Origin of the sequence: Salegentibacter salarius, from assembly GCF_900168265.1 — a bacterium.
In the GTDB taxonomy this organism is placed as follows: domain Bacteria; phylum Bacteroidota; class Bacteroidia; order Flavobacteriales; family Flavobacteriaceae; genus Salegentibacter; species Salegentibacter salarius.
The window spans coordinates 38,858-65,077 of the sequence record NZ_FVZF01000012.1; the positions used below are offsets into that span (position 1 = coordinate 38,858).

At 37.0% G+C, this 26,220-nt stretch carries 27 protein-coding genes and 1 riboswitch; of the genes, 12 read left to right on the forward strand and 15 right to left on the reverse strand.

The window, feature by feature from the left end; all coding sequences use genetic code 11:
• The first annotated feature begins 58 nt into the window (after positions 1-58).
• Positions 59-451, forward strand: a complete 393-nt coding sequence (locus B5440_RS08375; RefSeq protein ID WP_070053132.1) for a DUF423 domain-containing protein — start codon at positions 59-61, stop codon at positions 449-451.
• A 153-nt stretch (positions 452-604) separates the two neighbouring features.
• On the opposite strand, the gene B5440_RS08380 is transcribed toward B5440_RS08375, so the two are convergent.
• The 6 genes from B5440_RS08380 to B5440_RS08405 all read right to left on the reverse strand — a co-directional run bounded on the left by B5440_RS08380 (position 605) and on the right by B5440_RS08405 (position 6,124).
• Complete coding sequence (locus B5440_RS08380) at positions 605-1,579, reverse strand: bile acid:sodium symporter family protein (RefSeq protein ID WP_070053131.1); 975 nt, start codon at positions 1,577-1,579, stop codon at positions 605-607.
• An 8-nt stretch (positions 1,580-1,587) separates the two neighbouring features.
• Positions 1,588-2,130, reverse strand: coding sequence for an acyl-CoA thioesterase (locus B5440_RS08385; RefSeq protein WP_070053129.1), 543 nt, complete (start codon positions 2,128-2,130; stop codon positions 1,588-1,590).
• Between the two features lie 3 nt (positions 2,131-2,133).
• Positions 2,134-2,502 carry a 6-phosphogluconate dehydrogenase gene (locus B5440_RS08390; RefSeq protein ID WP_070053124.1) on the reverse strand — a complete coding sequence of 123 codons (369 nt, stop codon included), beginning with the start codon at positions 2,500-2,502 and terminating at the stop codon, positions 2,134-2,136.
• Between the two features lie 6 nt (positions 2,503-2,508).
• Positions 2,509-3,651, reverse strand: a complete 1,143-nt coding sequence (locus tag B5440_RS08395; protein WP_070053187.1) for a serine hydrolase domain-containing protein — start codon at positions 3,649-3,651, stop codon at positions 2,509-2,511.
• Between the two features lies 1 nt (position 3,652).
• Complete coding sequence (rmuC, locus tag B5440_RS08400; protein ID WP_070053122.1) at positions 3,653-5,059, reverse strand: DNA recombination protein RmuC; 1,407 nt, start codon at positions 5,057-5,059, stop codon at positions 3,653-3,655.
• A gap of 93 nt (positions 5,060-5,152) precedes the next feature.
• A complete protein-coding gene (locus B5440_RS08405; RefSeq protein ID WP_070053120.1) occupies positions 5,153-6,124 on the reverse strand; it encodes an endo alpha-1,4 polygalactosaminidase in 972 nt (323 codons plus the stop codon).
• 112 nt (positions 6,125-6,236) lie between these two features.
• Between B5440_RS08405 and B5440_RS08410 the strand changes: the two genes are divergently transcribed.
• Positions 6,237-7,592, forward strand: a complete 1,356-nt coding sequence (locus B5440_RS08410) for a hypothetical protein (RefSeq protein WP_070053118.1) — start codon at positions 6,237-6,239, stop codon at positions 7,590-7,592.
• On the opposite strand, the gene B5440_RS08415 is transcribed toward B5440_RS08410, so the two are convergent.
• The 5 genes from B5440_RS08415 to B5440_RS08435 form a co-directional block, all read right to left on the reverse strand.
• On the reverse strand, positions 7,589-8,383 hold the full coding sequence (locus tag B5440_RS08415; protein ID WP_070053116.1) for an ABC transporter ATP-binding protein: 795 nt from the start codon (positions 8,381-8,383) through the stop codon (positions 7,589-7,591). The genes B5440_RS08410 and B5440_RS08415 overlap by 4 nt on opposite strands.
• A 2-nt stretch (positions 8,384-8,385) precedes the next feature.
• On the reverse strand, positions 8,386-9,417 hold the full coding sequence (locus B5440_RS08420) for an iron ABC transporter permease (RefSeq protein ID WP_070053114.1): 1,032 nt from the start codon (positions 9,415-9,417) through the stop codon (positions 8,386-8,388).
• A 76-nt stretch (positions 9,418-9,493) separates the two neighbouring features.
• A complete protein-coding gene (locus B5440_RS08425; protein WP_070053112.1) occupies positions 9,494-9,841 on the reverse strand; it encodes a type II toxin-antitoxin system PemK/MazF family toxin in 348 nt (115 codons plus the stop codon).
• Positions 9,831-10,067 (reverse strand): hypothetical protein, encoded by a 237-nt coding sequence (locus tag B5440_RS08430; protein ID WP_394330407.1) that lies wholly within the window; start codon positions 10,065-10,067, stop codon positions 9,831-9,833. Before B5440_RS08430 ends, B5440_RS08425 begins: the two co-directional genes overlap by 11 nt.
• A 27-nt stretch (positions 10,068-10,094) precedes the next feature.
• Positions 10,095-11,261, reverse strand: a complete 1,167-nt coding sequence (locus tag B5440_RS08435) for an ABC transporter substrate-binding protein (RefSeq protein WP_070053108.1) — start codon at positions 11,259-11,261, stop codon at positions 10,095-10,097.
• A 163-nt stretch (positions 11,262-11,424) separates the two neighbouring features.
• Positions 11,425-11,713: riboswitch (cobalamin riboswitch) on the forward strand.
• Between the two features lie 33 nt (positions 11,714-11,746).
• Between B5440_RS08435 and B5440_RS08440 the strand changes: the two genes are divergently transcribed.
• A complete protein-coding gene (locus tag B5440_RS08440) occupies positions 11,747-13,588 on the forward strand; it encodes a TonB-dependent receptor plug domain-containing protein (protein WP_070053185.1) in 1,842 nt (613 codons plus the stop codon).
• 72 nt (positions 13,589-13,660) lie between these two features.
• Positions 13,661-14,725 (forward strand): YncE family protein, encoded by a 1,065-nt coding sequence (locus B5440_RS08445; RefSeq protein WP_070053107.1) that lies wholly within the window; start codon positions 13,661-13,663, stop codon positions 14,723-14,725.
• 88 nt (positions 14,726-14,813) lie between these two features.
• Here B5440_RS08445 and B5440_RS08450 read toward each other — a convergent pair whose 3' ends face one another.
• Positions 14,814-16,298 carry a S41 family peptidase gene (locus B5440_RS08450; RefSeq protein ID WP_070053105.1) on the reverse strand — a complete coding sequence of 495 codons (1,485 nt, stop codon included), beginning with the start codon at positions 16,296-16,298 and terminating at the stop codon, positions 14,814-14,816.
• Between the two features lie 121 nt (positions 16,299-16,419).
• Here B5440_RS08450 and B5440_RS08455 point away from each other — a divergent pair, with 121 nt between their 5' ends.
• From B5440_RS08455 to B5440_RS08470, 4 genes are read left to right on the forward strand one after another with little or no spacing between them, the layout of a single operon-like run.
• Positions 16,420-16,935: an RNA polymerase sigma factor gene (locus tag B5440_RS08455; protein WP_070053104.1), complete on the forward strand. Its 516-nt coding sequence runs from the start codon at positions 16,420-16,422 to the stop codon at positions 16,933-16,935.
• Positions 16,916-17,368 carry a hypothetical protein gene (locus B5440_RS08460; RefSeq protein ID WP_070053102.1) on the forward strand — a complete coding sequence of 151 codons (453 nt, stop codon included), beginning with the start codon at positions 16,916-16,918 and terminating at the stop codon, positions 17,366-17,368. Before B5440_RS08455 ends, B5440_RS08460 begins: the two co-directional genes overlap by 20 nt.
• 3 nt (positions 17,369-17,371) lie before the next feature.
• Positions 17,372-17,899 (forward strand): DUF4252 domain-containing protein, encoded by a 528-nt coding sequence (locus tag B5440_RS08465; protein WP_070053101.1) that lies wholly within the window; start codon positions 17,372-17,374, stop codon positions 17,897-17,899.
• Between the two features lie 22 nt (positions 17,900-17,921).
• Complete coding sequence (locus tag B5440_RS08470; RefSeq protein WP_070053099.1) at positions 17,922-18,467, forward strand: DUF4252 domain-containing protein; 546 nt, start codon at positions 17,922-17,924, stop codon at positions 18,465-18,467.
• Positions 18,468-18,605: 138 nt separating this feature from the next.
• Here B5440_RS08470 and purB read toward each other — a convergent pair whose 3' ends face one another.
• Both purB and B5440_RS08480 read right to left on the reverse strand, forming a co-directional pair.
• Positions 18,606-19,943, reverse strand: a complete 1,338-nt coding sequence (gene purB / locus B5440_RS08475; protein WP_070053097.1) for an adenylosuccinate lyase — start codon at positions 19,941-19,943, stop codon at positions 18,606-18,608.
• Positions 19,944-20,040: 97 nt separating this feature from the next.
• Positions 20,041-20,727 (reverse strand): SIR2 family NAD-dependent protein deacylase, encoded by a 687-nt coding sequence (locus B5440_RS08480; protein WP_070053095.1) that lies wholly within the window; start codon positions 20,725-20,727, stop codon positions 20,041-20,043.
• 207 nt (positions 20,728-20,934) lie between these two features.
• On the opposite strand from B5440_RS08480, the gene B5440_RS08485 reads away from it, so the two are divergent.
• From B5440_RS08485 to B5440_RS08500, 4 genes are all read left to right on the forward strand, one after another.
• Positions 20,935-21,786: a CHRD domain-containing protein gene (locus B5440_RS08485; RefSeq protein ID WP_070053094.1), complete on the forward strand. Its 852-nt coding sequence runs from the start codon at positions 20,935-20,937 to the stop codon at positions 21,784-21,786.
• Between the two features lie 255 nt (positions 21,787-22,041).
• A complete protein-coding gene (locus B5440_RS15620; RefSeq protein WP_070053092.1) occupies positions 22,042-24,009 on the forward strand; it encodes a CHRD domain-containing protein in 1,968 nt (655 codons plus the stop codon).
• Between the two features lie 185 nt (positions 24,010-24,194).
• Positions 24,195-24,854 carry a TrmH family RNA methyltransferase gene (locus tag B5440_RS08495; RefSeq protein WP_070053090.1) on the forward strand — a complete coding sequence of 220 codons (660 nt, stop codon included), beginning with the start codon at positions 24,195-24,197 and terminating at the stop codon, positions 24,852-24,854.
• Between the two features lie 22 nt (positions 24,855-24,876).
• Entirely contained in the window at positions 24,877-25,419 is a 543-nt protein-coding gene (locus B5440_RS08500) for an SRPBCC family protein (RefSeq protein ID WP_070053088.1), read from the forward strand.
• Here the strand turns inward: B5440_RS08500 and B5440_RS08505 are convergent.
• Entirely contained in the window at positions 25,416-26,171 is a 756-nt protein-coding gene (locus B5440_RS08505; protein WP_070053086.1) for a carboxypeptidase-like regulatory domain-containing protein, read from the reverse strand. The two genes, B5440_RS08500 and B5440_RS08505, sit on opposite strands and share 4 nt — an antisense overlap.
• Positions 26,172-26,220: the final 49 nt, after the last annotated feature.

The window sequence follows — 26,220 nt, forward strand, 5'->3', positions numbered from 1 at the left end:
AACTTTGTAGGTTTTTCTAACTTAAATAAATAACCTCTCAGGATTTTAATTATAACTAATGAAAGAAATTGTACTAATAATTGGTGGGATTTACGGCACCTTGGCCTTAGTTTTTGGTGCTTTTGGAGCCCACGCTTTAAAGAAGCGTTTTTCTGAAGATCAACTAAAAAGTTTTGAAACAGGAGTGAAATACCAAATGTACCACGCGATTATGCTTATAATTTCCGGAATTGTTTTTCCGTTCATTGGTGTTTCCCAGCAGCTTATTGCCTGGTTTTTTATGATTGGAATATTCCTGTTCTCCTTTAGTATTTATGGTTTGACGCTAAGTGCTTCAGCAGGAAAAAAGATAAAAATTCTTGGACCTATCACCCCGCTAGGTGGTCTTCTTTTAATTCTCGGCTGGATCTTTTTCACAATAAGTATCGCTGAAATTGCAAGCTATCTTTAAATATTTTAAAATATGAACGTCACCCTGAACTTGATTCAGAGCTTGCTCCGAAATTTATTCGGAGGTCTAATTTAATGATATCTCCATTATTGAGTAAATCGTCATGCTGAACTTGTTTCAGCATCTAACAAGAATCAACATAAAAACTTACATCTAAGCAATATTTTCTAAAGTTTCCGCTTTGGAAACCCGTTTTCTATATTTTTCCGCATAAAAAGCGATTAATAACAATTGCAAAGAATGGTAGATCATAATAGGTAAAAGTAAAAGTCCTGTATTTGCTGAATTTCCGAAGATCACTTTTACCATTACAGAACCGTGAACCAGCGATTTTTTAGTGCCGCAAAATTGAGCGGTTATTTTATCTTTTAAACTGAAACCTAAAAAATTACAGAGTAAACCAAGTCCAAAATATACCACAAAGAATAGCAAAACAACTATGGCGGTTAATTTCAATAAATCCTGAGTTTCTACACTGCTAAATATATTGGAAGAGAACGAGTTACTGAAGCTGGAGTAAACAATTAGTATAATTGTTGTTTTGTCTAGCAAGCCCAATTTTTTGCTGTGTTTCCGGGCGAAATCACCAAGAAATTTCTGCAGGATTAACCCAAGAATTAACGGGATAATTATCTGCCAGCATAATTTTATAAGTACATCTAAAAATTCAAAATCAGCGCTTCCACTAAGAAAGAAACTCAACCAAATTGGTGTTGCAACTATCCCGATGAGTCCCGAAAGGCTAGCGTTAAAAATTGCGGTTGGTAGATTACCTTTAGCCAGGGATACCATAACTATTGAAGACGAGACCGTGGAAGGAAGGGTTCCGAGGAAAAATAAAGCGATCCATAGATCTGAACCTGTTCCATTCTCAAAAAGCGGTAAACAAAGCAAGGTTAGTAAAGGAAATACCACGAACGTGGCCAATTGGATCACAATATGAACCTTGTAATTTAAAAAGCCCAATTTAAATTCTGCGGGAGATAATTTTAATCCGTAGAAGAAAAAAATAAAACCAATCCCAATATCGGTGATGGTCTTGAGCGGCAAGAGCACAATTCCTTCAGGAAATAAATAGGCGATTATTATCGCTAAAAAGATTGCCGCTATAAACCCGTTAAACTTCAATGGCTAGTTTATTTTTCGATTTTAACCTTATAATTTTCCAGTAAATGCACATATTCTTCTGAAGAAAAATCGGTTTCATGGAATTCTTTTTTCCGGTTCAGCTTCATCTTATTTCGTTTTATACTTTTCGCAAAACGCCGTATATCGTGATCGTTGGTGAGAATAAGCCCGGGCACCTGTAAAGACTTTCCATCTTCATCTTTGGCAACCATGGTGAAATAAGACGAATTACAATGTTTTATCTCGCCGGTCCTAATATTTTCGGCTTCAACACGAATCCCAATTACCATAGAACTATTACCCACGTAATTTACCGAAGCCTTCATAGTTACTAATTCGCCAATTTCTATGGGTTTCAGGAAATCTACGGTATCCACACTAGCGGTTACACAATAGGCGCCAGAATGCTTAGATGCGCAGGCAAAAGCAATGCGGTCCATAAGAGACAGCACATAACCTCCGTGAATTTTTCCGTTGAAATTTGAATGAGAAGGCAGCATTAATTCTGAAATGTCTACCTGGGAATCTTTTACATGTTTAAAATGAGTCATAGTTTATCTATCTCTAAAGTGAGGGGATTGAGCTTCTTCTACTTCGGTTATAAAATATTTGGTATCGCCCCAAAAGAAAAAGGTGGCGTAGCGTTCCATATATTTCAACCTTACGTAATTGCCTTCGTTTTCCTGCAGGGCTTCAATGGCTTCCTGGTTATTATCTAAAACTGAAAATTGAAAGATTTGAGCGCCGCTAATTCCCTGGCTAATTTCGCCTTCCCAGGTTTTTGAAATAACCCCTTTTTTACTGAATTTTATAAGTTCACCACTTCTAGTACCTTCACTATAAGGCACAAAATAGATAAAGGCAAACCAGGCGATAAAGAGTAATACTATTACTCCCAAAATGCCAAAAAGCGTTTTTTTCATATTTATTTAATTATAAATTTTTTGAACAAATTCTTCTACTTTAGAAGGTTCAAGCCAACGAGTAATAATAACCAGTTTTTCCTTACGGTCTACAATAATAAAATTTCCGCCGAAACCTGCCGCATAAAAAATGTCTTTATCTACCTTCTCCCATTGACGTGGTCCATCGGCATTAAGCCACCACATATAACCGTAGTTCTCATTTGGAATAGAAGGCTGTACTGCTTCTTCAATAAGTTTTTCTGAAATTAATTGTTTGCCATCCCAGTTTCCGTTATTCATAAATAGCAAACCAAAACGTGCCATATCTTCGGTATTGATAAACATTCCGCCGCCGGAATGCCCGCCACCGCTTACCGATTGTATTTTGAAACCGTCTATGGTAGTCCAGGAATTTTCGTAGCCAAACCACCGCCAGGTTGAGGATGCATTAATAGGATCCATAATTTCTTCTTTTAAAACGCTGGGAAGAGGTTTTCTAAATACGTTTAATAAAGAATAAGCAAGCACATTCACCCGAACATCGTTGTATTTAAAATGCGTTCCGGGTTCATTAAGGTTTCGATTTCGCCAGTCATCTATTCCACCTTCTTTTGGTGGTCTATCGGCCCAATCGTAAGAACCCCAAAGTTCTCCGCTCCAATCGGAGTTTTGTTGTAGTAAATGTTTCCAGGTAATTTTGGAATTATGTTCACCTTCAAAAGTATCGTCCCATACGTAATTGATCACAGGATCTTCAAAATCGGCGATCAGGTTTTTGTCTAAAGCAAGCAGAGCAGTAGTAGAAAGAAAACTTTTGGTGACGCTAAATGTCATATCTACCCGTTTGATATCTCCCCATTTTGCGACGAGGTAGCCGTCTTTTAAGATCATTCCCGCCGGGCCACCGCGTCTTTTGGTAGGTCCTAAAATTTCGTGATAAGGTTCGTGTTGAAATCCTTTTAGAATAGCCTGTCTTAGATCTTTTGATTCTGAATATTCGTTTGCTTTAGCGAACTCAACAGCATCAGTGAAATCTAAATTATAAGCAGCCGCTTCTTTTTCCTGCCAGGCTCCACTTGCCGGGAAATAGATTTCCTGCGCAGAAATGTTCAGCGTAAAAAAGCTGATTAATAAAAGCTTGAAAATTGATCTTTTAACTACTTGCATATTAATTAAGGGTTTTATCTTCTTCAATTGGATCCTCATCTATCGCTGATAACATTTTAGGATCAATTTGTTTGCTGGCTTTAGCGCCTAGCTTTTTGAGTTTTTCTACCCGTCTAAGTAGATTTCCTTTGCCGGTAAGCTTTTTCATGGCGCCCTCGTAAGAATTTTGAACGGTTCCCAGCTGCCTACCAATTTTTGTAAGTTCTTCAGTTAAGGCAGTAAAAGAATCGTATAAAGCACCGGCCTGGGTTGCAATAGCAATGGCATTCTGTTTTTGTTTCTCGTTTTGCCACATGCTGTCTATGGTTTTTAAAACTGCGAGTAGAGTAGTAGGCGTAACAATAATAATATTCTTGTCAAAAGCTTCAGAATATAAGCCCGGGTATTCATTGGAAGCTACCGCAAAAGCGGCTTCAATTGGTATAAAAAGCAAGACAAAATCTGGGCTTTCCATCTGGTATAACTGGTGGTAGTTTTTACCACCCAGTTCGTTCACTCGATTGCGAATAGCGGTAAGATGATTTTTTAAATGTTGTTTTCTTTCAACTTCTTCGGTTTCATTACTATAGCGTTCGTAGGCGTTTAGCGAGACTTTAGAATCTACGATCATCTTTTTGTCGCCCGGGAGATTAATTACCACATCGGGCAAAACCCGGTTTCCGTCGGCATTGGTAAAACTTTGCTGAACGCTATATTCACTACCTTTCTGAAGGCCGCTGCGTTCCAGCACCCGTTCCAGTATCATTTCTCCCCAATTTCCCTGGGTTTTGGTATCGCCTTTAAGTGCTTTGGTAAGGTTCGTGGCTTCTTTGCTCATTTGCTCATTGAGTTCCTTTAAACCAATTATTTGCTGACGCAACATCGCGTGGCGGTCTATGCTTTCTTTATTTCCTTCTTCAATACGTTTTTCAAAATGCAGAATCTTCTCCTGTAATGGATTTAATATATTCTGAATATTCTCTTTATTCTGAAGTGTGAATTTTTCAGATTTTTGCTCCAGGATCTTATTGGCCAGGTTTTCAAATTCTTTTTCAAATTTTTCCTGAAGTTGTTCAACCTCGGCTTTTTGTTCTTTATTTCTAAGTTCTAGATTTTCAAATTCGGCATTTCTCTTAGTGAGTTCGTTGCTTAAAAAATCTTTTTCCCGGCGTATTTCTTCCCGTTCCTTTTCTAGTTTTTCAGTTTGAAGTTGTGCGCTATTTTTTAAATCTAATACTTCAGATTTAAAATTATTTAAATTATTGTTTAGTTGAGACTTAAGATCTTCTACCTGTAGTGATAGTTGATTATTTTTTTCCTGTAAAATAGCTTCGGTATTTTTGCTTTTTAAACTTGAAATAAGTTTTCCGAAATAGAGTCCTATAATAAGAGCCGCAAAAATTAAAGCGATGAGTAAATAATCGTTCATTGAGAAATAGCAGTTTCCTCAAAGATACTTATTTGCTGGAATTGTTCTAAAATTCCAGGCTTAGTTTGGTGGAAAATTTAATGGGGCAGTGAATTATTTTTTTTCTTCAAAATATTGAAAAGCGTCTATAATATCCAGATAAATACCGTCAAAATTAGCATTTACAATTTTACTTAGGTAAGAGTTTTCATTTCTGTAAATAAGATTTTTCCAATCTTCGTTCCAATAGGCTATTTTAAAATTCCCAGCCCATTGTGGGTTTTCTTCCACCAGCCAGCCAGGATGATTGCTGTTCCAGGTCTCTTCCCAGTAATACCGGTAATCCTCCGCTTCCCCAATAGACATATATGCGATTACAAGGCGATCACCGCCGTTCTTCTTCTTTTTTAACTGCTGGATTTCTTCAGCGGTAAAAGTCTCTTCGTTAAAAAACAGATCTAAAATAATAAGGTCGTAATTGGTAAAAGCAAGTTCAGAAATGAGTTCCTGTTTGCTGGGATATTCAGCGTAGTTAAGAATGTATAGAAAGTTTTTAACCTCTGAAAGCTTATTTATATCTGCTTTGTTTTCGTTATAAATTGGAGCGCTGGGAATTATATCTAATTCTCTTCTGGGCGCAGCAAAAGAAATATAATTATTCTCTTCATTAAGACTGTAAGAACGCTCAATGAATTCCGGAGTTTTACAATAATCTGTTACCAGTACTTTTTTACCACTGCTTTTTGCCGAATCCAGGTGTTTTTTCAAATAAATATTATCTGGAGTGGGTGTAGGTTTATTGAATTCGGGATAACCATAAAAGAGATCTTCCTGTCCCACCGCGTCTATAGCGTCTAAATAATCTACTGCGGGAAGTTCGTTTTCCTGGAATATAAGTTCGATTCCATTTTGAGGAATAACCAGGAAATTTGAATTTTCAGCTTTAGCAGTTTCACTTATTTCAATCACGAAATTCCGCATTTCATTCCGATAATCTATGGTGTCTTCCATATCCTGGGCGGTATTTTCCTGGCAGGAAAACAATAAGCAGCAAAGAATAAAGCAGGGAATGCGGAGTAAATTCATTTAAATATTCAAATTTCACACAAAGGTATATGAAATTGGAAAATGATAATTTTTTGATTTGATAAATTTTTATCTTAAAGACTATATTTTTTTAGTCTAATTGGTAATTCATTTGAAATTTTTCAAAAGGGAATTACTGGAAATAGATAGCTGTAGAGAAGACCTTAAACCTTTAGCTCCCACAATTGCTTATACCTATGCCGGGCAGGGAAGTTTTAGAAAAGCACTGGAATGGTCTGCCTGCGCAAAAGATTTTCCTTTGGTAGAAAGAATGCAGTGGTTTTATGCGCTAAAAAATTATGAAGAAGTAGAACGTTTATACGCGAATTATTCCGAAAAAAACAATCCAGAAGAAAAAGAAGCTATCCAGTCATTTATGGCCGAATACTATATGGGCCGCGGAGATATTGTTACCGCCTGGAAAATAGCCTCTAAATTACCTAATTCAACCAATAAAGAGAGATTAAGAACACAGCTTAACAAAGACGTTATTTATTTAAGTTCTGAACAAAAACGGCTATTGTTAAACGAATATCCATCGCTTTTTTACCCAGAAATTGCTGCGCAAATAAAGCAAGATCTCAGAATTACAGAGGGTGATTTTCTTAGAATAGGAAGCAATATTATTAGTGATAGGTTAGATCCTACTTCTTTTGGGACAGAAGCTACTTATGGACTTCGGGATAAGAAACTGCATCAGCATCAATTTGGTTTGAGCCAGTATAAAGCTTACGCAATTCCTTTTCAGGAGGAATTTGAAAATAATATAGATGAACATTTATACGGCTTAATTTACAGGTTTAAATCGCGTGAAAGAATAGAAAAGCTTAATTATGGTTTTGGCACTCGGCTGGAGTTTAAGGAAGCCGGGAAGGCTTACCTTCATTTGCAGGCTTCAGCTTCTATAGCAAAAGATAGTTTGTATAGTTCATTTCAAATTTCCAGGAAACCGGCTATTACAGGGCCCGCTTACGCCCTGGATATTTATCAAATCCAATTAAATATTTACGAAGAACTTCAGTTTAAAGAAAAATTTCAGGCTGTTTTCTACCTGGAAGGAAATCATTATAGTGACGATGTGCAAGATGTACAGGCTTTAACCAGTATTTCTATGGATATTAAGCTGAATAAAAGATCGAAATTCAGACCTTATTCTGAATTTTCTGGAATGCTCGGAAATTCCAGCAGACCCGACGGTTATCCTTACTGGACCTTAGATGAGCGCTTGTATGGTGGAATGGGTGTTGCTTATGAATATAAGAATAAACAGAACTTTTGGAAGATTAATCTGGATGCCGGATATTTTCTGGATACTTTTTCTGATGAGTTTCAGCGCTATCGCGGGAACGTGGTATGGCCGGTTTCAAAATACCTTCATTTTAATGCCCAGGCTGAATTTTACACGCTGAAAAATTTCTATTCCAACAATTTTACCTTCGGTCTAAAATATTTTCTAAAAGATAACTAGGGATTTATTTTAAAAGAAGCTGAAGCTTTATCGAAAATGATTAAACCTTCAGGAAAAACAGTAGAGAATGCTCCGGATTCCAGGAGTTCTTTTGGAGAACCCGTGGTAACTTTTTTATTCTGCATGAGAATAATCTTATCGCAAAGTTGAATGGCAAGATTTATTTCGTGAGAAGCGAAAACAATGGCTTTATTAGTTTTTCGGGTAAGCTTTTTTAGCAATTTAAGCACATAAGCTTTATGGTACAGATCTAAGTGCGTGGTAGGTTCGTCTAAGATAACCAAAGGCGTGTTTTGAGCAATGGCACGAGCTATCAATACTTTTTGTAATTGCCCATCGCTTAACTCGTAGCATTTCTTGTTTTGCAAATCTTCAATCCCAACATTTTGCAGGGATTTTTTAATTTGTCGTAGATCGTTTTTGCTTAGGCGGCCAATCCAGTTGGTATAAGGTTGCCGACCAAGAGCAACCAGTTCAAAAACACTTAAATTTTTAGAAATGGGTTGTTCGGTAAGTACAAGACTCACTAGAGAAGCTAGTTCTAAAGAATCAATTTGCTGAATTTGTTCATTTTTAACCAGGACTTTTCCCTTTAGCGCATCCTGAACTCCGCTTAAGGTGCGTAAAAACGTAGATTTTCCAACACCATTTACACCTATAACCGCAACCAGTTCTCCCTGGTTTACTTCAATATCAATAGCTTCAGCGATAATGGTTTTTTCAGTTTTAGTACTGTAACCAATATCCAGATTAATCGTCTTCAGGATGCTATGTTGTTCGGGTTGATCCACTTTCAGAATAAAAATTTACGTTTACGAACCAATAGCCAAATTACTACAGGTGCTCCAATTAACGAAGTTATGGCATTTATGGGTAAAGTATATTCCTGTCCCGGTAATTGAGCCGCAATATCGCAAATAAGCATTAGTGCCGATCCTCCCAAAATAACGGCCGGAACCAAAATTCTATGATTATTTACCGGGATTACCTGCCTTATTAAATGCGGAACCGCTAAACCTACAAAAGCAATTGGGCCGGCAAAAGCGGTAATACTCCCGGCAAGTAAGCTGGTAGCAATAATAATTATAAGTCGGTTTCTTGGTATGCTCACGCCAAGGCTTTTGGCATATTGTTCACCAAGAAGTAGGGTGTCAAGATTTTTTATGCAGGAAATAGCCAGGACCAATCCCACTAACCAAAACATTGCCAGTATGCCAACTTCATTCCAGGAAAGATCGCCTAAACTCCCAAAAGACCAGAAAATATATTGTTGTAATTGCGCTGCGGGACTAAAGTAGGAAAGAACACTGACTACTGCTGCAGTTAAGCTGGCAAACATCAGTCCGATTATTAAAATAGCCATGGTATCTCTAAGTCTTATTGAAGCTAGCATTACCGCAAGAAGCACCAATAAGCTTCCCAGGCTGGAGGCGACAACGAGGCTCCATTTAGATAATAAAATTCCGGCAAAAGCACCTCCAAAAACAGAAGCTCCCATTATTACAATGGCAACGCCCAAACTGGCACCGCTGCTTAAGCCCAAAACATAAGGTCCTGCCAACGGATTTCGAAAAAGGGTTTGCATTAATAATCCGCTAATGGCAAGTCCGGAGCCGGTTATTATTGCGGTGATTGCCTTTGGTAATCGATATTCAACAATTATATACCGCCAGGTTTCTTTAGAAACTTCCAGGTTGAAAATTGAAGCAAAAACATCTTTAAATGGAATATTTACCGAACCCAAACTTATATTTAAGAACCCAAGAACAATTACTCCTAGAAAAAGGAGCAAAAGCGGGACAACGTATTTCTGGGACTGCAACAAGGCCGATTATTTATTTCGGTGTAAATATCTGAAATAAAATGAGGAGATAAAATTAAAGAAGAATGATAATGGAATATTAGCTAATATCCATAATTATGAGAAGGTTTTCTTTTAATTTTTCAGAAGTCTGGGACGAAACCTTACCAATTTTTTTGACTAATCTTTTATTATCTATTGCTCTTAACTGATCTACCATAATATCACAATCTTTAGTGAGTTTTGCTGTGCCCTTTGGCAAGTGAACACGAAGAATATCAACATCTTTTTGAACATTTGTTGTAAGCGGACAAATTAAAGTGGAGGGATGATTAGAAGAATTCAATAAATTGGTTTGAATTATTATAACGGGTCTTTTTTTGCCAGCTTCGGTGCCAACCCGTGGATTTAAATCTGCTATCCAAATTTCAAATTGATTAATTTTCATAATCTATCTCCTCGAAATCCTTCAATACATTCATCGATTCCTTCTTAACCAAATATGATTCATCCTTAAGTTTTTGCGCTAAAAGTTTTCTGTTTTGATGAATATTATAATATTCGATAGCCTCGTTTATATAATTTTCTGTAGATTTCTTCAGTTCTGAAGATAATTTTTCAGTTTCTTCAAACACAGATTCTTTTATATTTATAGAAATAGTTTTCATTTTCAATACCTTAGCTTTTAAAGATAAATAATTTTATTCTCTTTTCTGTTCTTCTAAAGCCTTAAAAAACCTCTTTTCATAATCTGGAAGCAAGTTAGGATGGAAAATGGAAATGAGATCCTTAAGTACCAAATCCGGGCGTTGTGGGCCTAACTCGAAATAAAGAACACCACCGGTTTCGCCTTTGGTTAAACTTACACTATATACCTTTTTATGCTGTACGGCTTCAAATTTTTGATAGTGGTTGGATTCTTCCAAAAGTTGCGTATAAGAAGTGAATTGTCCTGCACTTATCCAAAATTCAGCGTCCTGTGCTTTTGCCAGTACACTTTCAAAAGAAAGGGCCATACTTCCGTTACCTTCAGTTTCTGCATAAACGTAATTTGCATTTGCATCCTTTATAAATTGTGCCTGCCAGGAATTTCCGTAAGGTAAATACCATTGGTCTTTATACATCGCGCCGCTTAAAACCTTTGGAGTCTTTTCAGCAGACTCTGCTAATTCTTTTGCTTCGTTATAAGAGGTTTCAATTTCATTGAAAATAGCTTCAGCTTCCTCTAATTTATCGTAAAAAACGCCGAAGAATTTGATCCATTCGGCTTTACCTAGGGGAGTTTTCTCTGTCCAGTCACCGTTATACATTACTGGAGTTCCTGTTTTTTGAATGGTTTCAAAGGTTTTGTTATTGCCATTTATGGCAAAACCAACCACAACATCTGGTTCCAAATCTATCAGTACTTCGGTATTGATATTTTCATTTTTACCAAGCTCTTTAATTTTTCCGGAATTGATCAATTTCCGGGTTTTTTCCGAAGAAATATAATCGAGTCCGGGGAATCCAATCAGGCTGTTTTCTTCGTTTAAAGCTTCCAGAGCCGGAATATGAGTAGTGGAAGTCACCACCATTTTTTCCACCGGGATTTGTATTTTTTGATCGAACTTCAAATCATCGGGAATTTCAGCATTTTCTTTCGCGAGAAGATAAGTGAAGGCTTTCTCAGCATTAGGCCAGGGAGTTTCGATTGTTAAGAGGTAGAAATCCCCAAAATCTTCAATGCTAAAGTTATTAGCATAGCTTAATTCAACTGAATTTCCAGATTGTTCGTGACTTGTATTTTGCTCCTTTTGATTGTTTTTACAAGAATTAAGCAATAGAAAAATGATGCAGAAACTTAGGGATTTTACAATCTTTATTTTCATTCTTATTATTTTAAATGAAATTTACTTAATATAGTTTCATCTTATTTTTCAACCTCTGAAGCAAGTTCAGCTTGATAAAATTTTTAAAAATATCTTCTATACAGGAGTTTTCAAAAGTAAGATTAATTGGAATTTTATAGTCGCAATTCAGATAAATGTTTAATTTCGCATTGAAATTTTTGGTTCGGATGTGAATTTTATCACGCCGATTAAAAGGGAATCAGGAAAAAAGTACGAGGTTAGAAGTACAAAATACGAAGCAAGAATATTTTATTCTTATTTCAAACTTCTTCCTTCTAATTTTTGTTAAGCCTGAGCTGTTCCCGCAACTGTAAGCTTAGTCTGTAATAGGACGCTTGTTGTTATCACTTCAAAAACCACTGTTCTTTTTTGAACGGGAAGGTAAACAACGAGACGCGAGCCAGGAGACCTGCCAAAATATAACTAATAAATTCTTAGACTTTCGGGATAAAAGTCAGGGGCAGATGAAAAAAACGCAGTTTTATATTTTATTTCTTGGCCTGCTTTGTGGCTTGCCAACACTTGCTCAAAACGATACGATAAACGTTTTGAACGAAGTATTCCTGACCGATACCAAACTGAAAGATTTCTCTACCGGCCAGCAGGTTACTGTTTTAAACGATTCGGTTTTAAAGAAAAACGGAGCGCTACTTACTTCAGCACTAAATTTTAATACCAATATCTATTTCAAGGAAAACGGGTTGGGGATGGTTTCTTCTCCATCTTTTCGTGGCACCACGGCGTCACAAACTGCGGTTTTATGGAATGGGATCAATATCAACTCTCAATTTAACGGCCAAACCGATTTTAATACGCTAAACGCTGCCGGATATGATAATATTAGTGTGCGCGGTGGAGGAGGAAGTGTAGTTTACGGAACCGGTGCTATTGGTGGCACGGTGCATCTAAACACCAATCTTGATTTTAGCGGAAAAACTAAGCAGAATATTTTTTTGCAATATGGTAGTTTCAATACGCTGGATGCTCGTTATAAAATAAAGACTTCCGGAAAGAAATGGAGTTTGAGTGTGGCGCTAGCGCGAAATTCTTCTGACAATGATTACGAATGGCCGGTTGAAGGCAGAATTAATGAAAATGGAGAATTCTATAATAACAACCTTAACATAGGGCTGGCTTACCGTTTAAATAGTAAAAACACACTGAAGTTTTACAGCGAGGTTTTTGATGGGGAAAGGCATTTTTCCCTGATTAGACCTTCAGAAACCCGTACAAAGTACCGCGATTTAAATACCCGGAATTTACTGGAGTGGGTAAGTGAATTTGGAGATTTTATCTCGGTGGCAAGACTTGCACATTTAGATGAAAACTATCGTTATTATGACAATATAGCTTCAGAAAATTATTCATTTGGCGAGGCAAAAACGCTAATCGGTAAATATGATCTAAAATATTCAGTCTCCAAAACACTGGAATTTAATACCGTTTTAACCAACACTTATACCGATGGTGAGGGGTCTGGAATTGAAGAAAATACCCGAAACATTTTTTCCGCAGCTCTTTTAATGAAACACAAGCCGTTTCAGAAATTTCAATATGAATTAGGCATCAGGAAAGAAGCAACCAATAATTATGAAAGTCCGTTATTGTTTTCTGCAGGAATGAATTATGAATTTACAGATTTCTATAGCTTCAAAATGAATGTTTCCCGAAACTTCAGAATCCCTACCTATAATGATCTTTATTGGGCAGGCGCTGGAAATCTTGATTTAACCCCTGAAACTTCTAACCAGGTAGAACTGGGAAATCATTTTAAATATCAAAATCTCACTTTTAGTCTTACCGGGTATTATATTCAGATTGATGATATGATTCGCTGGTTGCCTTCAGAGAGTAACGTATGGCGTCCCAGGAACGAAGAAAGAGTGGAAACGTACGGGTTAGAGATATTGGCCGGCTGGCAAAAGCAGCTTTCTAAGGATCATCAAATTAGCACTTCGGGTACTTACGCCTATACGGTTTCAGAAAATATGAATACCGGTTACCAGCTTATCTATGTGCCTTTTCATAAAACAACCGGTGCATTTACCTATTCATTTAAAAACTTAAACCTGGATTATCAGCTTTTATATAATGGCGAGGTTTTTACCAGGTCTGATAATAATTCCCGCTATAATATAGACTCCTATTTGGTTTCAAACCTTGGACTCTCTTATGATTTCGGGAAAAATAATACTTACAAACTGGGAACCCGAATCTTAAACATTTTTGATGAAGAATATCAAGGTGTGGAAGACCGATGGATGCCCGGCAGAAATTTTAATATATACCTAAACCTTAATTTTTAACCAGCATGATGCTGGAAGCAAATATTCATAAAATAAGACAATTTGCTCCGCTCCTTGCTAAAATTCTAACCAATGAAGAGAATCAGTAAACTATTAACCATTGCCATTTTAGGTGGCTTATTTTTGAATTCGTGTAGCAGTGATGATGATGTAGTTGAACCGTCAGAACAGCAACCGGAAGGAACATACACCGATGGCTTTTTTGTTCTAAATGAAGGAAATTCAGGTGGCGGCTCAGTTACTTTTATCAATAATGATCTTGAAAATGTAGAACAGGAAATTTACAAGGCAGCTAACGCCGGGGATGATTTGGGGCAGTATATGCAATCTATCTTTTTTGAAGATGATCTAGTCTATATTATTTCTAATGGCTCAAACCTGATTACGGTGGTTGACAGGTACACTTTTGAGCTGGTTGGTAAAGTAGATAGCGGTCTTAATGTTCCCCGATATGGAACAGTTGAAAACGGAAAAGCTTATGTAACAAATTTGGCCGGTTTTGAAGATGCTGATGCTACCGAATTTGATGATTATGTTGCCGTAATAGATTTAGAAACTTTACAGGTTGAAGAAACCATAGCATTAAATGCTCCTGCCGAGCATATTGTAGAAGAAGACGGAAATATTTATGTACAGAATGCTGTATTTGGTGCCGGAAATACGGTTTCAGTGATTGATGCCGGTTCTAATGAAATAGTTAATACTATTGAAACCGAAGAAACCCTGAATTCTATTGAAATTGAAAACGGAGCCCTTTATGCTTTAAGTGCTTCCAAACTCGAAAAAATAGATCTGAACTCTGGCGCCGTGTTGGATGAAATAGAAATCAATACGGATGCAGGAAGCGCAGCTAATCTTGTTCTTGAAGACGGATTGATTTATTATACAATAGGAAATTTAGTGTTTATGATGGGGGAAAATGCGGAAGCGGCTCCTGAAGAAGCTTTATTTTCATATACTTCTAACTCTGATTTTGGGATAATGTATGGTTTCGAAGTTGAAGATGATAGAATTTATATTGCCGATGGTGGAAATTTTTCTTCCAATAGTTTTGTTGAAATTTATAGCCTAAGTGGCGAATTACTGGAAAATATAGAAGTAGGTGTGGCACCAAACGGATTCTACTTTAACGACTAAAAGATTGTTTTTCTGTTAAATTGCATTTGCATAAAAAAAGCCCCGTTTCTTTTTTGAAACGGGGCTTTTGTATTCTAAGTTACTGAAACTATTTCTTCAATTCAGCAGCTTTTTGCTTGATTTGTTCAGGAATTTCGTCTACATACATTCTCTGGTAATCAATATCATTATCACCACTCTCACCAATTTTAGTGAATCTTGAATCGTAAGATATAGCAGGAATTGCCATTCTATTACCGGTAATATCAGCAAGAGCAGCAGCCAGTAAGGTTTCTTCAGGTGTGCCCAGTTCTATTAAGTTTACAATATCTTCTTCAGCTTCAATATCAGGAATCAATCCTTCCTCGTAATATGCGTCTTCATCTGCATTTTTAGATTCGTAGATCAATGGCTGAATTACATATTTATGATTAGGATTACGGTTTTGTCTTGTAAAGTTAGGCGAATCATACAAAGGTGCCGCCGCCTGGAATTTACCAACAGTAGAAGTACCTACGTGCACAACCTCTATATAAGGCGCAAGACCGTTCATCACCAATTCACTGGCAGATGCCGTAGAACCTGTACCTATAATATAAACTTTGCTAAGACCAAGACTATTAATCATCTCTTCGGTTCTAATTTTATCATTAAACCTGTCAACCAATTCTTCTTCTGAGAACTGACTTTGTAAAAGATCGTTCCAGCTTTGTTTAGAGAAAATTTCACCGTTAAACTGGCCGGTAATCATACTGGAAAGGTCTACCGCACTTTCTACAGAACCACCGCCGTTATACCTAAGGTCTAGAACTAACTCGTCTACACCTTCAGCTTTTAATTCTCCAAATGCAGCGTTTAATTCATCATCAAAATCAGCAGTAAAACTGTTGTACATAATGTATCCTACATTTATTCCATCAACATCCAGGGTTTTAGCCACTAATACTGGGTTCTCGGTAAGTTGTTCCCTTGTTAAGGCAATAGTTTCATCGGTATTACTAATGGTATTATCATTAATTTCAGCTACGGTGATCTCATAGCCATCTCTTCCTAAAAGAGATTGGTAATTATCCAGGGTCATTGATTCTCCGTCAATATCGGTAAAAAGTACACCGCGTGTTACACCTGCTTCGTCGGCAGAGCTTCCGGGAATTACATAGCGTACGTAGGCTAGAACACCATTATCGCCGAATCTTACCAAACCATAATCCATTCCGGTAGTAGTACTAATTCCGCTTTGGCTATTTTCTAAAACAGTATAATCGTCTACAATAAAACTAAAGCGATCTTTAGGTGCAGGAACTTTAAGTCCGTTTCTAAAAAGATCTTCGGGAGAGTCGAAGCTAGCTAACCACTCATCTTTATCTGATTCAGAATCAAAATAGTTTTCTCCTAGTTCAGGAACATCTGCTTCATATACATAATAGATGCTCATAGCATCATATAAATAATTCTCAATTTCTAAATTAGGGGTTTCCCCTGGTTTGTCTCCACCTTCTACTACGGGGAAACGTTCGTCGTCATCGTCTTTAGAACAGGAGCTTAAAATCCCTGTAAATAAGAATAAAAGTAAAACTAGTTTATTAATCTTCATAAATGTTAAGTTTGTTTTAGATTGCTAAAAATACCCACAATAAATTAAATTCAAAATCCTTTTGTAACAAATATTACCGCTAATCGTTTAAAAGGTAAGAAGGCTATTAAACCAAGCATAAATGAAACAACAGGGCTTCCTGGATAAAATAAACCCGGTAAAAGATAAAATGTACCGGCTTGCGTTACGACTGCTTGTTTCAAAAGAAGCGGCAGAAGATGCTACCCAGGATGTGATCCTAAAATTGTGGAATCAGAAGCATAAGCTCAAGGATTATACCAATCTCGAAGCTTTTGCAATGACGGTAACAAAAAATTACTGTTTGGATGAATTAAAAGCGAAAAAGAATAGTAATTTAAGAATTGTTCATCAAAATTATGAAAATAACTCGATTTCTCCTGACAGAGGATTGGAGCTGAAAGATGAACTGAAGTGGATAAATGGAATTGTATCTGAATTACCAGAACAGCAAAAAATCGTTTTTCAGCTTCGTGATATTGAGCAGTTGGAATTTGAAGAAATTATGAAAATTACCAACATGAAAAGTACTGCGGTAAGGGTAGCCTTATCTAGAGCGAGAAAAAAAATACGAGAGAGCTTAACAAAAAAGCATAATTATGGAATTGCAAAAAATTAAAGATTTACTGGAAAAATATGAAGCTGGGGAAACATCCCTGGCTGAAGAAAAAAAGCTCCGGGAGTACTTTAAGAGAAATGAAGTGCCTGATAGCCTAAAACCTTATCAAATTATCTTTGGTTTCTCTGAAATTGAGAGCAAGAAAAGCTACGAAAAGGAAATTTTATTGCCTTCTAATAAGCAGGATAATAGATATCTCTGGACTGCTATTGCAGCAAGTGTGATCTTAGTAGTTGGGCTTTTCTTTTTTCAAAATAAACCCTTGGAAATGAGTGATAGCGATCTTGGCAATATTCAGGATAAGGAAGTAGCATTACAAAAAAGTATGGAAGCGTTAAAAATGGTTTCCGAATTAATGAACGAGGGAAAAGAAGATCTTATTTACTTAAAAGAATTTAATAACACCAAAAATAAATTTATAAAAACCGAATAACCCATGAGAAAGATAGCAATTATAGTATTTATTGGTTTGTTGCCAATGATAAGCCAGGCCCAGTCCTTTGCCAAGTATGAAGACATGAAAGATGTTGATGCTATGGTAATGACCAGCAAGATGTTTAAAATGCTTGCTAAGGTAGACCTAAGTGACGATAATCCAGAAGCAAGAGAGTACCTTAAGCTTATTGAAAACCTTGATGAGATTAAAATGTTTACCAGTACTACCGCATCAGTAAGAAGTGAGATGCAAAAGGACGTAGAATCTTATTTGAATTCTAATAATTTAGACCAGTTAATGCGGGTAAAAGAAGATGGAAAAAATATTCGCTTTTATTCGAAGAGTGGAAAAAGAGATAATTACGTAAGCGAGCTCTTTATGTTTATGGAAGGCGAAAAAGAAGGAGAGCCCATTTCGGTAATCTTAAGTATTACGGGTGAAATAGATCTTTCCCAGCTATCCCGTTTAACTTCAGACTTAAAAATTCCTGGTGCTGAAGAGCTTAAAAACGTAGAAAATAAATCTTAGAATAACTTTAGAATCAATAATCATGAAATCGATAAAAATATTAGGATTAGCATTGGCCGCTACTGCGTTTGTTTCTTGCGCCAGTGAACCAAGTTTACAGGAGTACTATGTAGAAAATCAACAGGATAATAAATTCATTGCAGTAGATGTACCAACAAGTATGTTCACCAATGTTGAAGAGGTGGATGAGAATCAAAGAGCCACATTAAAAAGCGTGAAGAAAATAAACCTTTTGGCGCTACCCGTTAAAGAGAATAAAGAGGAGTATGAAGCTGAAAAGACCAAATTAGCCAATATTCTAAAAGATGAAAAGTACCAACTTTTAATGAAATACGGTTCAAATAATCGCAAAGCAGAAATTTATTTTACCGGAGAGGAAGATGCGATTGATGAAATTATTGTGTATGGCTACGATGATACAAAAGGAGTTGGAGTGGCAAGAGTTTTGGGAGAAGATATGAGTCCTCAGAAAATAATGGAATTAATGAAATCTCTGGAAAAAGGAGATGTAGATGTGGAAGGTTTAAAAGGAATTACCGGTATGTTAAATGCCGAAATTGGAGAGTAGTTTTTAGTTGAAACTATTTAAAAGGTTGTTTGAAACGCTAGTACGTTACCCTGAAATTGGTTCATAATCTAATTCTAATAAACTTAGAATTTGAAACAAGTTCAGATTGCCGAATCGTTTCAAACAACCTATTTTTAGTTATATCCCTGTATAATTTTGTGGGGTTATTTTTTTAAGTTCTTCTTTAACAGCTTCAGAAACCTCTAGTGTTTCAATAAAATCGGCGATACTCTTTTTGTTGATCTTTTCGTTGGTTCTGGTAAGACCTTTAAGCGTTTCATATGGATTTTTAAATCCTTCGCGGCGCAAAATAGTTTGAATAGCTTCAGCTACAACCGCCCAGTTGGCTTCAAGATCAGCATTTAGTTTTTCTTCATTCAGCAATAATTTACCAAGACCCTTAAGCGTACTTTTTAAAGCGATGCTGGTGTGGCCCATAGGTACGCCAATATTTCTTAAAACTGTACTATCGGTAAGGTCTCGCTGCAATCTACTTATAGGAAGTTTGGCCGATAGGTGCTCAAAAATAGCGTTGGCAATTCCTAAATTTCCTTCACTATTTTCAAAATCTATAGGATTCACTTTATGAGGCATTGCAGAAGAGCCTATTTCCCCTTTTTTAATTTTCTGCTTAAAGTAATCCATAGAAACATAGGTCCAGATATCGCGATCCAGGTCTATTAGAATATTGTTGATTCTTTTTAAAGTATCAAACAAAGCGGCCATATGGTCATAATGCTCAATTTGTGTGGTTGGAAAAGAATGGTGTAATCCCAATTTTTCCTGCACAAAATTAGTCCCAAATTCCTTCCAGTCTATATTTGGATATGCGATCTTATGAGCATTAAAATTTCCTGTTGCACCGCCAAATTTAGCAGCGTGCGGCACTTTATTTAAAAGATCCAGTTGTGATTCTAAACGGGTAATAAAAACTTCTATTTCTTTTCCCAATCGGGTAGGGGAAGCAGGCTGGCCATGAGTTCTTGCCAATAGTGGAACATTAGCCCAATCTTGAGAAAGTTGTGTAAGCTTAGCTATTATTTCTTCAATTTCAGGTAGGTATTCGGCTTCAATGGCATCTTTTAAGCTTAAAGGAACCGCAGTATTATTTATATCCTGGGAAGTAAGCCCAAAATGGATAAATTCTTTAGATTCCTCAAGTCCTAATTCATCAAATTTATTTTTCAGCAGGTATTCTACCGCCTTTACATCGTGGTTGGTGGTTTTTTCAATCTCTTTTACCGCCTGGGCGTCTACGCTTGTAAAATTCTTATAAATAGCACGTAAATCACTAAAAACCGAATGATCAATATCTTTAAGTTGTGGTAAGGGTAATTCACAAAGAGCAATAAAATACTCAACTTCAACCTTCACCCGGTATCTTATTAAGGCTTCTTCGCTAAAATAAGTGGCAAGTTGTTTGGTTTTAGAATGGTATCTTCCGTCTATAGGAGAAATGGCGGTTAGCGGTGTCATTTGTTTGATTTAGAAATTAAAAGCTGTAAAGATACTGCTTCCAAGTAATCTTTAAAACCGCAACGGCATTTCTTTTTCTCCTATAACTTTGAAATTTTTATGCTGAATTTATTAATTCCTGTACCAGCTGAGGAACGCCAATGGAAGCTTTTTCAGCAATAATATGCAGATTTCCCTTCTCCTGAATATTAGGTTTCGGGTCTATAAAATAAACCGGGATTCCCTGGGGTGTAAAATCTACCAGTCCTGCCGCCGGATATACCTGCATAGAGGTTCCTATAATCATAAGTATATCTGCTTCGACCACAATTTCCATCGCTTTCTCAAACATAGGTACAGCTTCGCCAAACCAAACTACGTGTGGCCTAAGTTGGTAATTAAATTCGCAGAAATCTCCGGGTTTTATATCTTGTTTCCAATCTAGCACAAGGTTTTCATTAAAAGTGCTTCTGGCTTTCAATAGCTCTCCGTGCAAATGGGTAACCTTTGTACTGCCCGCCCTTTCGTGAAGATCATCTATGTTTTGAGTAATTATTTCAACATCAAATTCTTTTTCAAGTTCAGCCAAAGCAGTATGTGCAGAATTAGGGTCTACCGTTAATAATTGCCGGCGGCGTTGATTATAAAACTCTAAAACCCTTTTTTGATCCTTTTCCCAGCCAATAGGTGAGGCAATCTCCATAACATCGTAGCCTTCCCACAGGCCGTCGGCATCACGAAACGTTTTGATTCCACTTTCAGCACTCACACCGGCACCGGTTAATACCACGATTTTCTTCTGCATAATGCGATCAATTTTTGAAAATGGTAAGGTAATGTTAATCTCAAATATTTAAAAATGTTAAACCCTTATGTCTATCTCGCTGAAATTCAAAAGTGTGTAAATAATGGCAAGTTAAAATATCTAAAACACATAAAATATCACGCAACCATTTACTGTTATTCGTATCTCTAAAGAGAATGATTAATAACCCAAAAATTAAAATTTGAAATGAAAAAATTAGCATTTGCTTTAATGATGGTCGCAGGATTCACAAGTTGTGATAGTGACGATGATGGCGTAGACACTCCAGATTTTGAAGGAGAAACAAAAGAGTACACATTAAATGAAATGAGTGACTCTGGCGTTAGCGGGACTGTTACTTTTATGGAAAATGAAGATGGAAGCGCTACCGTAGAATTTGATCTTGAAGGTACTCCAGATGATGGGATGCACCCAGCTCATATTCATATGGGAACTGCTGCTGAAACTGGAGATATCGCTGTTACTTTTACTCCTATAGATGGAGCGACAGGAATGAGTACTACCGAAGTTTCGGCTTTAGATGATGGTACCGATATTACTTATGAAGAATTGGTTGCCTATGACGGGTATATCAATGTTCACTTAAGTGCTGACGAACTAGGTACTATTGTAGCCCAAACCGATATCGGTGAAAATGAACTTACCGGTGAGTCTGTAAGTTATGATCTTGAGGAAAGAGATATTCCTGGTGTAAGCGGTGTAGCTATTTTTGAAGAACGTGAAAATGGCGAAACTCTAGTAACTTTAGATCTTGAAGGAACTGAAGAAGGAGGGGAACACCCAGCTCACATTCACATGGGGTCTATAGAAGATGCTCCTGGAGCTATCGCAATTACTTTTACTCCTGTAAATGGAGCTACCGGTATGAGTATGACCAATGTTAGTATGACCGATGGTTCTGCTGATGCAGAAGGTGAAGCAATTACTTATACAGAATTGCTAACTTATGATGGTTACATAAATGTACACAAAAGTGCTGAAGAACTAGAGGTTCTTGCTGCACAGGGAAATATGGGAGCTAATGCTTCTGAAGAGTAATCTCTACCGATATTCTTAATTACTAAGCCCGGCATTAAGTCGGGCTTTTTTAGTTTTAGATTATCCCAGTTTTAAAATACTCTTTTTCTAAATTAAAGTAGCTAATGCATTTAACATTCTTTATGACTCCTTTTTAGAAAGCTTAACATCCGTTGCAAGTGGAGCCCTCGTATCTATAAGTAGATTGAACATTGGAAGCAAAATTAAAATCTGTTTCCAGTCTCTAAATTTACTAATAACTAAAAATTAAAACTTATGAAGAAATTCTTACTCGCTATGTTTATAGCACTTCCATTTATGTTTATGAGCTGCAGTGGCGACGATGATGCAGTAGACCCGGATGGGGATGGTGATGACTTTCAAGGTAAAACAAAAAGCTTTGAACTTTACTCGGTTTCCGCCCCTTCAATTTCAGGAACCGCTACCTTTATGGAAAAAGAAGACAACAGTACGACTGTTGAAATTGAATTAGACGGCACTCCAGATGGAGGCATGCACCCGGCACATATTCATTATAATACCGCTGCCGAAGGTGGCGATATTGCGGTTTCTTTTGAACCTGTAGATGGAGCTACCGGAATGAGCACGACTACTTTCTCCACTTTAGATGATGGCACAAATATTACATATACTGAAGCAATTAATTTTGACGGGTATATTAATGTGCATTTAAGTGCAGACGATCTTGGTACTTTAGTGGCACAGGGAGATATTGGAGAAAATGAGCTTACCGGAGAATCTAAAAACTATATGCTTGAAGAAAAAGCTGTAGAAGGAATTTCCGGAAATGTAATGTTTCAGGAAAGAGTAAACGGGGAAGCCCTTGCAACTATAATGCTAGATGGAACTCCAGAGGATGGTGAACATCCGGCACATATTCATATGGGATCTGTAGCTGAGTCTCCAGGAGATATTGCTTTTACCTTTACGCCGGTTAACGGAGCAACAGGAATGAGTAAAACCAATGTTGCTGCATTAGACGATGGTACCGCATTTATGTATAACGATGTACTTAGTTACGATGGTTATGTGAATGTACACCTAAGTGCAGATGAACTTGGAACTCTAGTTGCCCAAAATGATATTGGTGGTAACGAACTTACAGGTGAGACTAAATCTTACGAGCTTGATGAAAGAGCTGTAGAAGGAATTAGCGGAACTGTGATGTTTGAAGAAAGAATGAGTGGAGAAGCTTTGGCCACTATTATGCTAGACGGAACTCCTGCAGATGGTATGCATCCGGCTCATATTCATATGGGAACAGCTGCTGAAGGTCCTGGAGATATTGCATTTACTTTTAACCCAGTAAATGGAGCAACCGGAATGAGTATGACTCAGGTAGAAATGTTAGACGATGATACCGAATTTGGTTATGAAGAAGTACTGAATTACGACGGTTATGTTAATGTTCACCTAAGTGCTGAAGATGTAGGAACAGTGGTTGCTCAGGGAGATATTGGAGCAAATGAATTAACCGGTGAAAGCAAAACTTATGAATTAGGTGAGAAAGCTGTAGAAGGAATCAGTGGTTCTGTAATTTTTGAAGAAAGAATGAGTGGAGAAGCTTTGGCCACTATTATGCTAGACGGAACTCCTGCAGATGGTATGCATCCGGCTCATATTCATATGGGAACAGCTGCTGAAGGTCCTGGAGATATTGCATTTACTTTTAATCCGGTAAATGGAGCAACCGGAATGAGTATGACTCACGTAGCTATGCTTGATGACGATACTGAATTTGGTTACGAAGATGTTTTAAATTATGACGGTTATGTAAACGTTCACCTAAGTGCAGATGATTTAGGAACTCTTGTAGCCCAGGGAGATATCGGGCAAAATGAATTAACCGGAGAATCAGCTTCTTATGATCTTGGAAGTGCAAATGTTGAAGGCATTATGGGAACTGCAATGTTTGAAGAACGTGTAAACGGTGAAACTTTGGTGACTATTATGTTAGAAGGAACTCCGGCTGATGGAATGCACCCGGCACATATTCACGTAGGTTCTGTTGCAGAGGCTCCTGGAGATATCGCGATCACTCTAAATTCAGTTAACGGCGCTACCGGAATGAGCGCTACTAACGTTACAAAGTTTAACGGAGAAGATGGAGATATGATAGATTATAACGGCCTTCTGGAATATGACGGTTATCTAAATGTGCATTTGAGCGCAGATGATCTAGGAACTCTTGTAGCCCAGGGAAATGTTGGTTCTAATTCTTAGAATTTAATTTTCACTGTAATGTAATTAAAAACCCGGTCGCGATGAGGCCGGGTTTTTCTATTTATTATAAAATACTAATAATTTAAATACCAGAACTATAAGCTTCTGAATTGGTAAGGCTAAAATTTTTTAAATATTCCTTTTGAAAAAGCCCGACTTCGTGTTGGGTTTTTTAATTTTAGCCTATGCAAAAAAACAAGCTTTTGGCTCATCTTGAAACCTTTCTCACTCCAAGGCGTATCGCTTTGTTTGATGAGGTGATCGCGCAGCGAACCAATCATTTTACCGTGGTAACCCAAGACGTTTACCAGCTGCATAATACTAGTGCTGTGATTAGAAGTTGCGAGGTTTTTGGGATTCAGAACATTCACGTGATAGAGGAGCGCAAACCTAAACGAATAGATAGGGAGATTGCCATGGGAGCCCAAAAATGGGTAGATGTAAATCGTTATGCTACTTCAAAAGAATGTATTAAAGTATTAAAAGCGAAAGGCTATCAAATTGTGGCTACTACGCCATATGGGGATAGTACAGAACTTAAGGATTTTAATATTGAAAAACCTTCAGCTATTTTCTTCGGAACTGAAAAAGATGGATTAAGCGAGGAAATTCTGAATCAAGCCAACTGTAGAATTCAAATTCCCATGTTTGGTTTTACTGAAAGTCTCAATATTTCAGTTTCAGCAGCTATTATATTGCAGCACATTACTTCGGAATTAAAAAGCAGTGAAATTAGCTGGGAACTTTCTGAAGATGAAAAGGAAAATCTTAAATATGAGTGGCTAAAAAAATGTATTAAAAATTCTGATTCAATAATAACACAATACAATTCAGAAAATCCTTAAATTAGTTGAATAATTTGCTCCAATGACCCTCTTTTTTTACCTACTTATTGCATTTATTACATTTATTGCTTTTCTACATGCCTGGGCTAAGAAAAGATATGATATCAGCCGAACGATGGTGATTAATGCTCCTCGCGATGTTGTATTTAGCTATGTGAGGCAGTTAAGAAAACATCCGCTTTGGGTGCCCTGGTTTTCAAAATATCCTAAAACCGTTTTAAAACATAAGGGAGAGGATGGTAAACTTGGTGCAGCTATTTATTGGAAAGGTGAGAATAAAGAAATAGGGGAAGGCACTCAAAAGATTATAAAGGTAAAACATCCAAGAGTTTTTGAAACACGGGTGCTTTTTGTAAAACCTGTAAAAGTGAGTATGCTTACTTATTTTGCAGCAAAAGAATTGGAACCCGGCAAGTCTAAAGTAGTTTGGGGGATAAGAGGAAATTTACCTTTTCCGCTTTCGGTAATGAGTCTCTTTTATAGCCCAGATAAATTATTGGGGCAGGATATTGAAAAAGGGCTGATTAATTTAAAAACTAGAATGGAGAATAAAATGAAGGTTTAATTTCGTTGTAAAACCCGGTATTCTTCATAACATCCACTTAATGCATCAAGAATTTGTAGATCGTTAGCCGATCTTAAGAAATCTTTAGAGTAACTGCATCGCTGCAGGATTTCATTAAGTTCTACTTCATTCAGTGGTAATAGGGCAATTAATGTTTCCCTGTCAAATTTATTTCTAAGCAGGTTTCTAATCTCATCGTCTTCTTTCATCTGCCTTAATTTTCGCATCTGTCTCGGTTTTTTTCCGAAAATATTATGCATCAAATCGGCGGGATTGAAGATTGCTCCCAAAGTTCGGGAAACCGCACTGGCAGAATTATCTCCGCCTTCGTAACCGGCATTTAAGCCTGAAATACTATAGCGATTATTCTCATAAATGGGGATATTCTTGGCATCGATCTCCAAATATCCAGTAAGAGTAACCGGTTTTAAAACCACTTCTTCCAAAGCGATTCCTAACTCGGTCATTTTTACTTTTACACTTCCATACTTAAGCCAGTCGTTTGTTACTCTAACTTTTATAGGTCTAAATCCAAGGTAAGAGAAATACAGCGTATCGTTAACGGTGGCCTGTAATTTAAAACTTCCATCTTCTTCACTAACGGCGCCTTTAACCTGGTTGAGGTTAACAATATGAACTTTCTCAATAGGTTTATCGTCGGCAGCGTTCATAACGGTTCCCGATACAACATCCTGTGAAAATGCCTGAAAAGCTAAAAAAAGTAATAAAAAGGTAAAAAGGAATTTTTTCATAACAATTGGCGCCTAAATTATAAAATACTTATAAAAAATAATGCCATAC